At 71.9% G+C, this 15,806-nt stretch carries 8 protein-coding genes; 2 read left to right on the top strand and 6 right to left on the bottom strand.

Annotated elements, in window-relative coordinates:
• Window positions 1–207 precede the first annotated feature (207 nt).
• The gene (locus ACFYWX_RS07280; RefSeq protein WP_389422988.1) at window positions 208–2,211 is read left to right on the top strand and encodes a glycosyltransferase family 2 protein; all 2,004 of its coding nucleotides are present in this window, start codon (window positions 208–210) and stop codon (window positions 2,209–2,211) included.
• A 30-nt stretch (window positions 2,212–2,241) separates the two neighbouring features.
• Here ACFYWX_RS07280 and ACFYWX_RS07285 read toward each other — a convergent pair whose 3' ends face one another.
• The 5 genes from ACFYWX_RS07285 to ACFYWX_RS07305 form a co-directional block, all read right to left on the bottom strand.
• Window positions 2,242–3,936, bottom strand: coding sequence for a serine/threonine-protein kinase (locus ACFYWX_RS07285; RefSeq protein WP_389422989.1), 1,695 nt, complete (start codon window positions 3,934–3,936; stop codon window positions 2,242–2,244).
• A 72-nt stretch (window positions 3,937–4,008) separates the two neighbouring features.
• Window positions 4,009–5,655: a serine/threonine-protein kinase gene (locus ACFYWX_RS07290; RefSeq protein WP_389422990.1), complete on the bottom strand. Its 1,647-nt coding sequence runs from the start codon at window positions 5,653–5,655 to the stop codon at window positions 4,009–4,011.
• Between the two features lie 131 nt (window positions 5,656–5,786).
• On the bottom strand, window positions 5,787–7,457 hold the full coding sequence (locus ACFYWX_RS07295) for a serine/threonine-protein kinase (protein WP_389422991.1): 1,671 nt from the start codon (window positions 7,455–7,457) through the stop codon (window positions 5,787–5,789).
• A gap of 201 nt (window positions 7,458–7,658) precedes the next feature.
• Complete coding sequence (locus ACFYWX_RS07300; protein WP_389422992.1) at window positions 7,659–10,235, bottom strand: protein kinase; 2,577 nt, start codon at window positions 10,233–10,235, stop codon at window positions 7,659–7,661.
• 175 nt (window positions 10,236–10,410) lie between these two features.
• The gene (locus ACFYWX_RS07305; RefSeq protein WP_389423073.1) at window positions 10,411–12,681 is read right to left on the bottom strand and encodes a protein kinase; all 2,271 of its coding nucleotides are present in this window, start codon (window positions 12,679–12,681) and stop codon (window positions 10,411–10,413) included.
• A gap of 190 nt (window positions 12,682–12,871) precedes the next feature.
• Here ACFYWX_RS07305 and ACFYWX_RS07310 point away from each other — a divergent pair, with 190 nt between their 5' ends.
• Window positions 12,872–13,915: a serine hydrolase domain-containing protein gene (locus tag ACFYWX_RS07310; protein ID WP_389422993.1), complete on the top strand. Its 1,044-nt coding sequence runs from the start codon at window positions 12,872–12,874 to the stop codon at window positions 13,913–13,915.
• A 144-nt stretch (window positions 13,916–14,059) separates the two neighbouring features.
• Here the strand turns inward: ACFYWX_RS07310 and ACFYWX_RS07315 are convergent, their stop codons facing one another.
• Window positions 14,060–15,766 (bottom strand): glycerol-3-phosphate dehydrogenase/oxidase, encoded by a 1,707-nt coding sequence (locus ACFYWX_RS07315; protein ID WP_389422994.1) that lies wholly within the window; start codon window positions 15,764–15,766, stop codon window positions 14,060–14,062.
• Window positions 15,767–15,806 lie beyond the last annotated feature (40 nt).

The following is a 15,806-nucleotide window of genomic DNA, read 5'->3' on the forward strand; positions in this document are numbered from 1 at the left end:
GCAAAATCGTGATCGACATCACGCAATTGGCTGGTTTCAGCTGTCAGTTCACCGTCAGGTCATAGCCAGCTCATGGTACCTTCACATTCTCATTGGCGTCTTCCCCAAGCAAATGGAAGCCGAACCGTCGTACCAGAGCCAATACCGTCGGTGTTCAGGCAGTCCATCCAGGTGGGGGTGTGCCCCCTATTCCTGGAGAGCGTGACGATGGCCAGCCCCACCGTTTCGGTAATTATCGCTGCCTACAACGCGATGCCTTATCTGACACGGTGCCTCGAATCCGTCGTCGAACAGACCATTGGTCAGTCCGCGCTGGAAGTGATCGTCGTCAACGACGGTTCGACGGACGGCACACCCGACGAGCTCGAGCGCTTCGCGGGTCTCTACCCGAAGCTCATACGCGTCTTCCACCAGGAGAATTCCGGTGGCCCCTCGGCGCCCCGCAACGTCGGTCTCGGCCACGCCCGGGGCAAGTTCATCTTCTTCCTCGACGCCGACGACTGGCTGGGCACGGAAACCCTGGAACGCATGGTCGCCATGTCCGAGGAGAACGGCACCGACATCGTCCTCGGCAAGATGGTCGGCGTGAACGGCCGCGGCCTGCCCGCGTCGATGTTCAAGAGCACCCAGCCCAAGACCGACGTCTTCCACTCCCGCGTCTACTGGGCCCTCAACCCGCTCAAGCTGTTCCGTCGCGAGCTGATCGAGAAGAACAACCTGCGCTTCCCGACCGGCCTGCCCATCGGCGAGGACCAGCCGTTCACGGCCCTGGCGTACCTGGCCGCCAAGGGCGGCATCTCCGTCATCGCCGACTACGACTGCCTGTTCTGCACCCTGCGCGACGACGGCGGCAACACCACCTCGCGCACCAAGGGCTCGGAGCCCCGCCTGCGGTTCCTGCCGACCATGATCGACCTGCTCATCGAGAACGTGCCGCCCGGCCGCGACCGCGACCACCTGGCCCACCGTCACCTCACCATCGAGGTGCAGAACCTCCTCGCCCACATCTCGCGCGAACTGGGCGACGAGGCGGACAAGACCCTCGCCCGGCTCGCCGACACCATCGAGCCGCTGTGGCACGAGGGCATGAACGAGCACCTCTCCGCGATGGCCCGGCTGCGGCTCCACCTCGTCCGGCACAAGATGCTGGAAGAGTCGATGGAGCTCCTGCGCTTCGAACGCTCCCTGTCCAAGCGCAAGGTGTCCACCCCCGTCCACGTCGAGAACGGCCGGATCTACGCGCGCTACCCGTTCTTCCGCGACCCCGAGCACGTCGTCCCCGACGAGTGCTACGACGTCACGAACGCGATCGGCGTACGCCACCACGTCAGCCGCGCCGAGCTCGTCGGCTCCACGCTGCACCTGGCCGGACACGGCTACCTGCACCGCGTGGAGACCCGTGACGTGACGACCGAACTGGTGCTGCGCGAGCGGGACACCAAGGTCGAGTACCGCCTGCCCGTGCGGCACACCGAGACGCCCGGCCTCGGCTCCGACGAGGACGAGGGCGTCTACGTCTACGACAACGCCGGCTTCGAGGCCGCCATCGACATCGACACCGCAGCCGACGGCAAGCCCCTCGCCGACGGCCTGTGGGACATCTCCCTCGCCATCGGCGCCCAGAGCGCGGTCCGCGAGGTGCGCATCGGCAGCAAGCGCGCCAAGGGGCTCAGCGGCGACCCGGAGACCCAGGTCGTCCAGACCGTCAAGGGCCCGCGCGCCGCCACCGTCTACACCACCAAGCCCTTCGGCAACTACACCCTCGACCTCGGCGAACAGAAGCACAAGGTCGCCCGGCACCTCCTCATCGACTCGGCCCGCTGGTCCGCCAACGACCCCTCGGAACTGGTCATCTCCGGCCACAGCACGCTGGCCGCCTTCCCCGAGGGCGAGCTGACGGTCGTACTGACCAGCGACAGCGGCGAGAGCGCGGCCTTCACGGCCGAACGCACGCCGCACACCGACCTGTTCACCATCGGCCTCCAGGTCGGCCGGCTCACCCCCGGCCTGTGGCACGGCGAACTCCGCCTCGGCACCGCCTGGGCGGTCCCGCTCGCGCCGCTGCCGCTCACCCTGGAGCCGGCCAAGTGGCGCCAGCACGGCAAGCCCTGGTACGCCAAGTCGGTCCCGACCAAGGGCAAGACCAAGCGCTTCGCCCTCCGCGTCGACAAGGTCGACCTGCTGCGGGCGATCGCCCGACGCATCAAGTAGCCGACACCGACGAGCTCTGAGGGCCGGTCCTCAGAGCTTGTCCACGTCCAGGTTCGCGATGGCCGTCTGGGCCACCGCCTGGCCCCGCTCCGTGAAGTCACCCTTGCCCGGGTATCCGACGGTGAGTTTGTACAGGTCGCCCGCGGTGGTCTTGTAGTAGAAGATCCTCAGTTCGCGGGGGCGGGGGTCCTGGCTGTCGTCTGTGGTGTAGACGATCGTGTTCTCGGCGGACGGCTTGCCCTGGTACGTCGTCTGCTCGGGGGCCGTCTTCGCGCCCTCGGGCATGTCGAGGTTGTAGTCGCCGTTCTCCTTGAAGTCGCCGTTGTCGGCGTACATCTCGGCGGCGGCGGAGTCGGCGATGGTCCTGCTGGTGTCCTCGGACTTCTTCGTGAGGGTGAGGACGACCGAGATGGCGCCGCTGTAGTCGGTGTAGCCGACCCAGTGGGTCTGGTCCGTCTTGCGGTCGGGGACGCTGCGCTGGTAGTCGGCGGGGACCGCGAGGGTCGCGGCGACGTCCTTCTCGTGAGTGGTCTTCCAGCCGTCGGGCAGCGGCCCGGCGAAGGGGTCGGCGAAAACGAGGTACGCCGCCACCGCCGCCGCCACGACCGCCGCACCGAGCCCGATCCACGCCTTGCGGCCCAGCCGCACGCCCTTCGCGGGTGCCTCCGCGTACCGCACGGCCTGGGTGGGCTGCGGCGCCGGCGGGTTCGCGGCCGCCTCCAGCAGCATGCGGACCTGGGCTGCCGCGGGACGGCGTGCCGGGTCCTTCTGGAGCAGTCCGTTGATGGCCTCGGCGAGCGGTCCCTGCGCGGCGGCGGGCGGCGCCGGCACGGCGTTGAGGACGGACTGGAGCGTCGCGGGGGTGTTGCTGCGGCGGAACGGGGAGACGCCCTCCGTCGCCGCGTACAGCACCACGCCGAGCGACCACAGGTCGGACGCCGGGCCGGGGCGCTGGCCCAGCACCCGCTCCGGCGCGATGTACTCGGGCGAACCGACGACGCCGCCCGTGTCGGTCAGGTTCGTCTCGCCCTCGATCTGGGCGATGCCGAAGTCGGTGAGGACAACACGGTCGTAGCGGCCCAGCAGCACGTTGTCCGGCTTGACGTCACGGTGCAGGATGCCCGCCGCGTGCGCGGCCTCCAGCGCGCCGAGCACCTCCAGGCCGATTCTGGCCGCCTCGCGTGCGCTCAGCGTGCCCTCCTGGAGAGCGTCACCGAGGGAACGTCCCTGCACCAGCTCCATCACGATCCACGGCCGGTCTTCGACGACCGCCACGTCGTGCACGTTCACGACCGACGGGTGGTCGAGCCGGGCCGCGGCACGCGCCTCACGACGCATCCGCTCGAACGCGTTGGCGCGTTCGCGCTCGGGAAGGTGGTCGGGGACGCGCGGTTCCTTGACGGCGACCTCCCGGTCCACCGTCTCGTCCTTGGCCCGCCACACCGTGCCCATGCCTCCGTGCCCGAGCTTCGCGAGCAGGCGGTAGCGGCCGGCGACGAGGCGACCGGTGCCGGGGTCCTGGGCGGGGTGCGGCGCGGCGGCCGGTGCGGAGTGCGGCGCCGGTGCGGGGGTCGCGTACGGGTTGTTCGGGTGCGGGCTGTTCGGGTGCGGGACGTTGGGGTGCGATGTCGCCGCCTGCGGGTTCGGCGCTTGCGGGTTCGGCGGTTGCAGAGCGAAACTCGTTGGCTCGTCAGTCCCGTGGCGGGCTCCCCCGTTGTTGCTCATGCGTCCATCCATATCGCGGCAAGCGCTCCTGCATCCACCTCAGGCGCTTTTCGGTCACAGAGCCGTGACCCTTCACGTACGTACGAACGTGTCGACCGCCACGTCGAAGTACTCCCGCGCCTCCCGTACCTTCCCGACCGGCGCCGACACCCATACGTCGTACATCCGGCCGTCCTCCTCCCAGCACAGGTCGTAGGTGTGCCGGGCACCCTCCGCCGTGCTGAAGCCGTTCCAGGTGAACTCCCAGAGCGCGGCGGGGCGCCCGCCCTGCGTGGTCTCCGTGACCCGGCCGTCCCGGTAACCGGGGTTGGTGTCCGGGCCCTTGGCGGCCGCACGCCGCATCACCGCGAGGGGGCCGCCCGGTTCGGGGTCGGTGACCTTGACGCCGATGCGGAAGGTGTCGCCCGCGGAGACGTAGAAGACGCGTTCGCCCTGCGGGGCACGGGTGAAGCCCTCCGGGACCGCGAGGGAGAAACCGGCGGGGTCGTGGGCGATCCGGTAGCCGGAGGGGGCGGTGGTGAGGGCGGGCGCAGGGGCGGTTGACGTGTTCGGCGCGGTGGAGGACGTACTCGTGGCGGGGGACGACGTATGCGTGGCCGTCGATGACGCGTTCGTGGCCGTGGACGACGTGCTTGTCGGGGTGCGGGGCGCCGAGCTCGTCGGTCTGCCGTCTCCGTCGCCGTCACCGTCCCCGTTCATCAGCAGGGCCGCCGCGGACACGCCCGCGCCCGCCATCGCCGCGACCAGCAGCGCGGCCACCAGCATGCCCCGCGTGGACTGCCCGGCGCGGGGCGGAGTGGCCGGCGGCTGTTGTCGGGGCAGGTCCCGCTGGGTCGGCGTGTAGCCGTGCTGCGGGGGCTGTGAGGACTGCGAGGCCGGCGGGGTGTGGCCGGTGTCCAGGAAGGCCCGCAGCATCCGCTCGGCCTGCGCCGCGTCCAGCCGCCGTTCCGGATCCCGCTCCAGCAGGCCCTGTACGACGGGCAGCAGCGGCGCGGCCTGCTCGGGCGGGCGGAACTCCGCGAAGACCACGGCGTGCAGGATGCCGCCCAACGAGTCCCGGCGGAACGGCGATTCCCCGCTCAGGGCCGTGCACAGCAGCGCGCCCAGCGACCACAGGTCGGACTCCGGGCCGGTCCTGGCCCCTGACATCCGCTCGGGCGCGGTGTACTCGGGCGACCCGACGAAGGCCCCTGTCTCGGTGAGCGTGGTGGCGCCCGCGACCTGCGCGATGCCGAAGTCGGTGAGGACGACGCGGTCGGTGCCGGACTCCATGAGCACGTTGGCCGGCTTGATGTCCCGGTGCAGGACGCCCGCCGTGTGCGCCGCGCTCAGGGCGCTCAGCAGGGCGACGCCGATGCGGGCGGCGTCGTGCGCGCCGACGGGACCGTGGGCGGAGATGCGGTCGGCGAGGGAGCCGCCGTCGATCAGCTCCATGACGATGTAGGGGCGTTCGTCGTCATCGACCACGTCGTGCACGACGATGATGTGCGGATGGCTCAGCTGCGCCACCGCACGGGCCTCGCGCAGCGTGCGGTCGCGCTGCTGCCGGGCCTCCTCGGTCGACAGGGAGCTGTCCTGGGCGATCTCCTTGACCGCCACCTGCCGCCCGAGCAGTTGGTCGGTGGCGCGCCAGACGACGCCCATGCCGCCGCGCCCGAGCCTCGCCTCCAGCCGGTAACGGCCCGCGATGACCCGGAAGTCGGCCCCCTCGGTCCCCATGAGCCCCATCATGCCCCACAAGCCGGGGCCCCTCGTCAGCCACCTTTCGGCCGCCGGCCCCGAAGGTCGGCCGCCGCCACAGAGTTCGGCCGCCTCTCGCCGCCGCCCCTGACGTCAACCAGCCACCGGCCTCACGCCCCGTTCGGCCGCCACCCCTGGAGCACCGCCTTGAACTGCCTGTTGGTCGTCGCCCAGTCCTCCGCGGGCCCCGACATGTAGATGGCGTACTCGACGCCGTCACGGCTGAAGTACGTCTCCTCGACGGCGCGGCGCGGCCCCGGGAACGGGGTGTCCTTCGCCTGCGCGGTCCACGTGTACTCCCACAGGGAGCCCTCGCGGTCGCGGTAGAGGTTCTTCTCCATCTTCACCCGCTTGTAGCCGACCAGCCGGTGGAGCTGCTGTTCGAGGTCGCGCTGGTGCTCGTAGGCGTCGTTGAAGTCGGAGGACGTGTCGATGGCGATGCGGACGAAGTGCTTGCCGCCGTCGGGCGTGTAGTCGATCTGCTTGAGGTCGCCCTGGATGCCGAAGACCTCGCGCTTCCAGGTCTTGTCGGGCAGGGAGAGCCCGAAGCCCAGGGGGTCGTTGACGGAGACCCAGGTGTCGGGGACCGTGCCCTCTCCCGGCGTCGCGCCGGCCGTCGGCGGGGGGCTCGGTGAGACGGACGCGGTGTGGTCCCGCTGCCTGCCCTCGTCCAACTTCTGCAGCACCACCGCCGTACCACCGCCGACCAGCGCGGCGACGGCCACCACGAGCGCGAGCGTGCGCAGCCGGCGGCGCCTGGGCCGCGCGGGCGCGTTCCCGGAGGGCCCGGTCGAGGTCGGAGCAGTCAAGTGGTGCAGGGGCGTGCCCGTCTCGTCCGGGAGGGGGCTGGCAGAGGTCCCCGTCACGGGATGACCGCCCGTCCCCGCGCCCGGTACGACGTGGGTCGCCGACTCGAAGCGGGAGCCCGCGTGCTGCGTCGGCACGTACATCTGGGCGGCGTTGGGCCGCCGTCCCTCCGCCGCCTCGGCGAGCAGGAGCTCGGCCTCCGCGGCACCGGGCCGGTCGGCGGTGTCCTTGCGCAGCAGCGCGGTGATGACGGGCTCGAGCGGGCCGGCGTACCGCGGCTCGGCGGCCTCCTCCTCGACGACCGCCTGCATGGTGCCCAGCGGTGAGGTGCGGCGGAACGGCGACCTGCCCTCCACCGCCGTGTACAGCGTCGCGCCGAGCGCCCACAGGTCGGAGGACGGGCCCGGGTCGTGGCCGCGCACCCGTTCGGGGGCGAGGTAGTCGACGGACCCGACGACCTCTCCCGTACGGGTGATGGTGCTGTCGCCCTCGATCTGCGCGATGCCGAAGTCGGTGAGCAGGACCCGGCCGTCGTGGCCGAGGAGGACGTTGCCGGGCTTGATGTCACGGTGCAGGACCCCGGCGGCGTGCGCGGCGCGCAAGGCGCGCAGCACCCACAGGCCGATCCGCGCCGCCTCCGTGGGCTCGACGCGGCCGTCCTCCTTCACCGCGTCGGCCAGCGAACGGCCCTCGACGAGTTCCATCACGATCCACGGCCGGCCGTCGTGTTCGAGTACGTCGTGGACGGTGACGACCGCGGAGTGGTTGATCCGCGCGGCCGCCCGCGCCTCAGCCCGGGTGCGGGCGAGCAGCCTCTCCTGGTCGCTCTCGGAGACGTAGAGCGCGGCGGTGAGCTCCTTGATGGCGACGGCCCGGTGCAGCACCTCGTCGTGGGCACGCCACACACGGCCCATACCGCCGCTGCCGATGGAGTCGGCGAGCCGGTAGCGGCCCGCGACGAGCAGGCCCTGCATCTGATTCACGTTGCCCCGCAATGCTCTTGACAGTGGTCAGACTAGGGACCCGCCCGCGTGCATGGAACACGCGGGGTCCCAAGGAAACCTCACTGTGATGGTTATCGCTTGCAGGAAAATGAGGGAACCGCGGGGAAAACCGGTGGGTACGCGGGGCGATCGGGTGGAGGAGCAAGGCGCCTGTGCACAGGCGCACGGCGCTCAGCCCGTGTACCGGTAGGTGGCCGACGCCTGCTCGTACAGCCGTGTCACCTCGTCCCGTTCGGCCTCCGGGCCGCGCACCTGGAGCACGTGGTAGCGCCCGTCGATGAGGATCGCGATGTTCCGTACGAACAGGTCCTTCCCCTCGGCGGTCCAGGTGAACTGCCCCTCGGCCATGGTCCGTCCGCCCACCTCGATGGTGCGCAGCCCGGTGGAGGTGGCCCAGCTGGAGTCGCGGTACGGCTGAAGCTCCAGCTCCTTCTCCCGCTGGTAGACCATCGGGTCGCTGCCGTACTTCTTCGCGGAGTCCCGCCCGGGTACGACGAGCAGCTCGAAGCCTGCGTGTGTGTACGCGACCTGGCCGAGCCCGTTGCGCGGCGTGCGTTCCCAGCCGTTCGCCACGGCCACGCGGAAGCCCTCGGCGTCCTTGCGCACGGTGAAGCCGTCGGGGACGTCGGGGTCGGTACCGGCCTGCGTCCCGGTGGAGTCGGCGGACTTGGAGGGGTCGGCGTCCTGCTTCGGAGAGGTCTGGTCGGGCCGGGGCTCGCTGCTCGCGTCAGGCGCCTGACCGACCTGACCGGTGGCGCCCGTCCGCTCGGCGCCGTCCGTCCCGCTCGCACCGCCGCTCTCGTCGGCCTTCGGCATGAACATCACGGCGTACGCGACCGCAGCGGCCAGCACCAGCAGTATCAGCACGAGCAGCACGCGGCCGAGGCTGCGGGGCGAGCGGCCCTCTTCCTGCCGGGCCCGCTTGTGCCGCCCGTGCGTGGAGACGGGCAGCCCGGCGCGCCGCCTGCGCACCAGCTCGCCCCGGCGGCGGACGATCGGCAGCCGGCTCGGATCGGCCGGCGGGGCGGCGATGACGTGCGCTCCGGCCTCCGGTTCGGGCGCCGAGCGGACCAGCGACCGCAGCCAGCCGCGCAGTTCCTCGAAGTCGATGCGCTCGGTGGGGTCCTGGCGCAGCAGCGACTCCACGACCGGCCTGAGCGCTCCGCACTCCTCCGCGAAGGCGGGCGGCTCCGCGCACACCAGCTGCACCAGCTCGGCCGTCGACTCCTCGGGATACGGCGCGTGCCCCTGCACGGCCCTGTAGAGCAGCGCGCCCAGCCCCCACAGGTCGGTCGCGGGTCCGATCGGTGCCGCCAACTGCCAGTTCTCGTGCACCGGCCCGGCCTGCTCCGGCGCCCACCGCTCGGTCACGGGTCCCACCACAGCCATCCGCGCCTGCCGCGCCCGCTCAGCAGCCAACGCGGTCGCGGGGCCCCGCCGCGCCGGAGCACCGGCGGCCGGGTCACCCCAGGGGGCGGAGGGAGTTGCGGAGGGGGCGACGGCGGGGGGATGTGCGGCCGGGGCCGGAATGGCGGGGCCGTTTCCCTGGGCGGGGACGGGCGCACCGCGCACACCGTAGGGGTCGGCGACCCGACCGGGAGGCGTCGTGGGGTGCACCGCGTCCGCACCGGACCCGATCCCGTACGGCGACTGTGCCGAACCGTTGGCATACCTGTCGAGCTCGTCCTCGGCGGGAGGCCGGGCGCCGGGCAGGGCCGCCCGGCCGTTCTGCGCCTCCTGTATCCGGGCCGCGGCCCGCGCACCCGCGCGATACGCGGCGATCGCTCCCGCACGCGCGGCACGAATGTCGTCGCCGCCCTCCGGCTCCGCTCTCCGAGCGAGCGCGGCCGAAGGGCCCGCCCCGCTCACCGCGTTCGTCCCCTCCGCACCGGCAGCCGGCAACGCGCCCGCCGCCCGCGCCTGAATGGCGGCCCGCCGAGCGGCCTCGGGATCCACTCCACCGCTCACACCACCGAGGCCACCGGAACCGCCCACGCCGACCGAGCCGCCCGAACCGACGGAGCCGCCAGGCCCAACTACGCCACCGGGTCCAGCGACGCCACCGCGCGCACCGGGGTCACCGGACGTGCCGAGCCCCCCGGCCCCACCGCCCGCTTCACCCTCCTCGGCCGGCACGGGGTCGTACCCGCACAGCGCCTCCTCCGCCGCACCGACGGCCAGTCCGGTCAGCATGACCCGGCCGTCGTCGCAGACGAGCACCGTGCGCGCGGTGATGTTCCGGTGCACCCAGCCGTGCGCGTGCAGCACCCGCAGTGCCATGAGCACGTCGGAGGCGACCTCGGCCGCCCGATACGGCGTCAGCGGCTTCTCGGCGAGCAGCGCGGCAAGCGGCCGCGCGGCCACCAACTCACTCACTATCCACAGCGACCCGCCCTCGGCGAACACGTCGAAGACCTGGTCGAGCCGTGGATGGTCGGGGATCCGGGCCGTGGCCTGCGCGGCCTCCACCGCACGCCGCACCACCGGATCGGCGGGCCGCCGCGTGCCGGACCCCGTCCGCGCCTGCGGTCGCCGCACCCCGCGGTCACGCGCTGTGAACCCCTCGGGCAGCCCCTCCGCGTCGAGCACCTCAGCCTCGACGACCTCCGGCAACGGCACCTGTCTGACCAGGACTTCCTGCCCGCTGTAGGTGTCGAAGGCCCGGCTCTCGCTGAGTTCGTACTCGTCGGACGGCGGCAGCGGCAGGCGGTAACGGTCGGCGAGTACCCGACCCGCATAGTCGTCCACGTTGCCTCCCCCGGCCGCCCGGTCGCTCAATTCCGCTCGTCCCGCGTCCCGTTCCCGCACAGTTGTATGGCGTACGGTCCGCAGCCATTCACGATACGTGCCGGAGGCAACCTACAGAGAGGGGATGCCATATCTCAGGCGGCAAACCCCGCCCCGAACCGGGAGGCGACCCCGGTCACTTCTTCGGTTGGAAGGTCTCCGTCAGCGTCCGCCACGAGGTCTTACGCAGCTCCGAGCCCCAGTCATCGGCCTTCGCCGTGTACATCAGCGCGTACCCGAGGTGGTCGTTGACCACGAACCCCCGGTCGATCGTCCGGTACTTCGTCCCGCTCTCCACATAGGTGAACTCCCAGTCGGCGGTGTTCCAGCCGCGGTAGTTCACCTCCTCTATTCGGATCCGGTCGTACTGCGAGCGCACCATGTAGCGCTCCTGGTTCTTCCAGTCCGTGACGGGATCACCCTTCGGCGTGGACGTCCAGGCGACCAGCAGCTTCTGCCCGTCGGGCCCGGTGAAACGGTCCCCCGCCGAGCCCCTGGACTGGTACTTCCACCCCTCGGGCAAACCGATCGAGTACCCCTGGCTCCCCCGGTGAGTCTTCGCCGCGGCGCTGTCACCGGAGCCACCGGACCCGCCCGTGGTCGCCCCGCTGCCGCCGGACGCGGTCACCCCCGTACTGGGCGTGTCCCCGGACGCCGAGCCGCTCGACGCGGACTTGGACGCCTCACCGTCCGTACGCGTCCCGCCGCTCTTGTCCTCCTTGGTACCCGTACGGGCACTCTCGCTGGCGACGGTCCTGGAACCACCGCTGCCCTTCGACCCGTTCGACTTGTCGTCGTCCCCACTGAACGCGATGGCCAGCACGGTGCCGATCACGGCGAGCGCCACGGCCACCGCGAGGATCACCAGCGTCCGCCGCGGCACCACATCGGTGAGCGGCGCCCTCGGCACGGGTCGCGGCGGCAGGTCCAGATCCGGCGGCGTCATCACAGGCCACCCGGAACTCCGCCCACTCCCGCTCCCGTTCGCACCCGGAGTGCCCGGAGTGCCCGGAGTGCGAGAAGCACCGGAAGTCCCCGGCGCACCCGACGCGCCCTCAGCACCGGAAGCAGACCGCGCACCCCGCGCGCCCTGAGCGCTCCGCGCACCCGTGGCCCCCTCGGCGCCCCGAGCCCCCGGAACCCCCAGCGCGCTTTGCGCCCCCCGCTCCCGAACACCGGCCGCCGAACCACCCGAACCAGCCGAGCTGCCCGAGCTGCCCGAGCTGCCCGAACCAACCGAGCCGCTCACCCCACCCGAGCCGCCCGACATCCCGGACTCGGCAGCCCCCGCCGAAGCCCCACCGCCGGAGCCCGAAGACGCCGTCCCGCTTCCGGACTTGGCGCGGGCGGCAGCTGCCGACGTGGCCGCTCCGGCGGCGACGGCGGCCTTCCGCACGGAACGCAGCGCGCCCCGCAGCTTCTCTCCGGCCTCCTCGCCCCGCTTGCCCCCGGCACCCGCCGAACCACCCTCGTCCCCGGGCCCGTCCGGCTGCGCGGGCAGCGGTACGACCCTCGTGGCGTCGAGCGGCGGCTCCGGCTCGGCCGGCTTCGGCTCGGGCGCGTGGATCACCGCGTTGAGCATGGCGCGGGCACCCGCGTCGTCGAGCCGCTTGGCGGTGTCCTTGGTGAGGAGCCCGTAGATGACGTCCCTCAGCGGTCCCGCGTTCTTCGGTTCGTCCAGCGGCTCGGTCATCACCGCCGTGAGCGTCGCGATCGCGGAGCCCTTGTCGTAGGGCGGCGCACCCTCGACCGACGCGTACAGCAGCCCGCCGAGCGACCACAGGTCGGCCGCCGGTCCCGGCTTGTGCCCGCGGGCCCGCTCCGGGGAGATGTAGGAGGGCGCGCCGACGAGCATGCCGGTCGAGGTGATCGACGGGTCGCCCTCGACCTGGGCAATGCCGAAGTCGGTGAGCACGACCCGGCCGTCCTCCGAGATCAGCACGTTCGACGGCTTCACGTCGCGGTGCAGGATGCCCTCGCGGTGGGCGGAGCGCAGCACGTCGAGGATCGCGAGTCCGACCTCCGCCGCGCGCCTGGGCTCCAGCACGCCGTCCTCGCGGATGACCTCGGCGAGCGACTTGCCCTCGACGAGCTCCATCACGATCCACGGCCGGTCGTCCTCCTCGACCACGTCGAAGACCGTCACCGCACTGTTGTTACGGATCCTCGCGATGGCCTTGGCCTCACGCAGCGTCCGTGTGATCAGCCGGCGCTTCTCGTCCTCGTCGATGTTCGTCGGGAACCGCAGCTCCTTCACGGCGACCGTCCGACCGAGGGTCTCGTCCTCGGCGCGCCACACCGTACCCATGCCGCCGCGGCCGAGCACTTCTCCCAACCGGTACCGCCCGGCGAGGAGACGTCCGCTCTTGTCCTGACGGGATGCCCCCGCCCGCTCCGCGTCCGACATGCGTCCCCTCATGCAACCCGCCCTGACAGAGCCTCCATTGTCCCTCACCCGACAAGTGCCCAACGCCCAGGGTGGCTCTTGGGACACCAGGGGCCTCCACACGCCCCGTCCGAGGTCCCCGCACCGGCGTCCAGCCGCCGCCGCGACCCCGTCGCCCTGCATGATGGGCCGTGACAAGGAAGGACCCTGGATGCCGCCGCTTCCCACGCGACTGGCCATGCCCGTGTCCCTGGCGCTCCTCGCGCTCGCCGCGGCCGGCTCGCAGGCGACCTCGAAGCCGCCGACGGACGCGTTGCTCCCGCTGCTGGTCACACGCGGCAAGGGACGCGCGGCCGCGCTGCTGACCCACGAGGAGACCGGCGGCCGCTACGCCCGGTCCGGCAAGGCCATCGCCCGCGCCGACCACTTCCGCGCCGGCAGCATCACGAAGACCTTCGTCGCGACGGTCGTACTGCAACTGGCCGCCGAACACCGGCTCTCCCTGTCGGACACGGTGGAGCGGCACCTGCCGGGCCTGGTGCACGGAGCGGGCAACGACGGGCGCGCGCTGACCCTTCGTTCGCTGCTCACCCACACCAGCGGCCTGTACGACTTCACCCGGGACACCGCGGGTGCCGACCCCGTGCCCCCTCTTCAGGCCGTACGCATCGCACTCACCCACCCCCCGGCCGACCGCGGCCGCTTCTCCTACTCCAACACCAACTACGTGCTGCTCGGCCTGGTCGTCGAGCAGGTCACCGGCCACTCGTACGCCACCGAGGCCGAGCGGCGCGTCATCGCTCCGCTGCGTCTGAAGGGCACCTCCTTCCCGGGTTCCCGCACCTCACTTCCCTCTCCGCACGGGCGGGCCTACGCCGCCGACGGATCCGACGTCACCGAAATCGACCCGCGGGTGGCCGGGGCCGCGGGCGAGCTGGTGACCACACTCGCCGACCTGGACCGCTTCTACGCGGCGCTGCTCGGCGGCGAGCTGCTGCCCCCGCGCCAACTGCGCGAGATGCTCGACACCCGTGCCGCACACGGCTCGTACGGCATGGGGCTGTTTCCGGCGAGGCTGCCGTGCGGCACCACGGTGTGGGGGCACAACGGCCGGATCTCCGGCAGCTACGTGCGCACCGCTGCCACCGTCGACGGCCGACGCGTCCTCACCTTCCGGGTGAACACGACGGCGATCGCAGACCCCGGCCTCGAACCGGCCCTGCTCGCCGCCGAGTTCTGCCCTCGCACTCCTTGAACGAGCCGGTTCCGAACGGAGATCCCGATCCACGACACTCGTTCGAGTGAAGTGGCGGCCACGGCCCGGGGTGGCCGGCCGTCCCGGGGTGGTCGGCGGTCCCGGGGTGGCCGGGCGTCCCGGGGAGGCCGCCCGTCCCGCTCCTCACAACGGCACGATGTCCGGCGCCCCCAACCGTGCCGCGTCCGCCGTCAGGTCGTCCGGTTGCCGCTGGGACTCCCGCTCCGCCTCCACCCGCTTCTCGTAGTGCTCGACCTCGCGCTCGATCTGGCCCTTGTCCCAGCCCAGTACCGGCGCCATCAGCTCGGCAGCCTCGCGGGCGGTGCGGGTGCCGCGGTCGAAGGTCTCGATGGAGATGCGGGTGCGCCGGGTCAGGGCGTCGTCCAGGTGCCGTGCGCCCTCGTGCGAGGCGGCGTAGACGATCTCGGCGCGCAGATAGTCGTCGGCCGCGCTCAGGGGCTCGCCCAGTGAGGGGTCGGCGGTGACGAGGTCGAGGAGCTCCTCCGCCAGCGCGCCGTACCGGTTCAGCAGGTGCTCCACGCGCACCACGTGCAGCCCGGTCCGGGCGGCGATGCGTGCCCGCGCGTTCCACAGGGCGCGGTATCCCTCCGCGCCCAGCAGCGGGACGTCCTCCGTGACGCACTCGGCGACCCGCATGTCGAGCGCGTGCACGGCCTCGTCGACCGCGTCCTTGGCCATCACCCGGTACGTCGTGTACTTGCCGCCCGCGACGACCACGAGCCCCGGCACGGGATGCGCCACGGTGTGCTCGCGCGACAGCTTGCTGGTGGCGTCCGACTCCCCGGCGAGCAGCGGGCGCAGCCCCGCGTACACGCCCTCGACGTCGTCCCTGGTGAGCGGTACCGCGAGCACCGAGTTCACGTGTTCCAGGAGGTAGTCGATGTCCGCGCTGGAGGCGGCCGGGTGCGCCTTGTCGAGGTCCCAGTCGGTGTCAGTGGTCCCGATGATCCAGTGCCGGCCCCAGGGGATGACGAACAGCACGGACTTCTCGGTGCGCAGGATAAGCCCGGTCGTCGAGTGGATGCGGTCCTTGGGCACGACCAGGTGGATGCCCTTGGAGGCGCGGACGTGGAACTGTCCCCGCTCGCCGACCATGCCCTGGGTGTCGTCGGTCCACACGCCCGTGGCGTTGACGACCTGCTTGGCGTGGACCTCGTACTCGCCGCCGTTCTCCACGTCCCGCACCCGGGCGCCGACGACGCGTTCGCCCTCGCGCAGGAAACCGGTGACCCGCGCGCGGTTGGCGACCTTCGCGCCGTACGCCGCGGCCGTGCGGACCAGGTTGGCCACATAGCGGGCGTCGTCCATCTGGGCGTCGTAGTACTGCAGGGCGCCGACCAGGGCGTCCTTCTTCAGGGCGGGGGCCACGCGCAGGGCGTGACGGCGGCTCAGGTGGCGGTGCAGGGGCAGGCCCCGGCCGTGGCCGCGGGCCATCGACATGGCGTCGTAGAGCGCGACGCCGGAACCGGCGTACAGGCGCTCCCAGCCCTTGTGCTGGAGCGGGTACAGGAACGGGACGGGTTTCACCAGGTGGGGTGCCAGCCGCTCCAGCAGCAGGCCGCGTTCCTTGAGTGCCTCCCGGACGAGTGCGAAGTCGAGCATCTCCAGATAGCGCAGTCCGCCGTGGATCAGCTTGCTGGACCTGCTGGACGTGCCCGATGCCCAGTCACGCGCCTCGACCAGTCCCGTGGACAGGCCGCGGGTCACGGCGTCGAGGGCGGTGCCCGCGCCGACCACGCCGGCGCCGACGACCAGGACGTCCAGTTCGCGCTCGGCCATGGCTGCCAGTGACTCGGCGCGCTGCGCCGGCCCCAGTGTCGCTGTCCTCACCGCTGCCTCCCGCTGTCGGCCGGGCCGGCCGCATCCTGAG

The organism is Streptomyces sp. NPDC002888 (genome assembly GCF_042888465.1).
Lineage (GTDB): Bacteria > Actinomycetota > Actinomycetes > Streptomycetales > Streptomycetaceae > Streptomyces.

Coding starts and splice junctions, on each gene's coding strand:
- ACFYWX_RS07280 (WP_389422988.1), top strand. CDS start 208: ATGGCCAGCCCCACCGTTTCGGTAATTATCGCTGCCTACAACGCGATG.
- ACFYWX_RS07285 (WP_389422989.1), bottom strand. CDS start 3,936: ATGAGCAACAACGGGGGAGCCCGCCACGGGACTGACGAGCCAACGAGT.
- ACFYWX_RS07290 (WP_389422990.1), bottom strand. CDS start 5,655: ATGGGGACCGAGGGGGCCGACTTCCGGGTCATCGCGGGCCGTTACCGG.
- ACFYWX_RS07295 (WP_389422991.1), bottom strand. CDS start 7,457: ATGCAGGGCCTGCTCGTCGCGGGCCGCTACCGGCTCGCCGACTCCATC.
- ACFYWX_RS07305 (WP_389423073.1), bottom strand. CDS start 12,681: ATGTCGGACGCGGAGCGGGCGGGGGCATCCCGTCAGGACAAGAGCGGA.
- ACFYWX_RS07310 (WP_389422993.1), top strand. CDS start 12,872: ATGCCGCCGCTTCCCACGCGACTGGCCATGCCCGTGTCCCTGGCGCTC.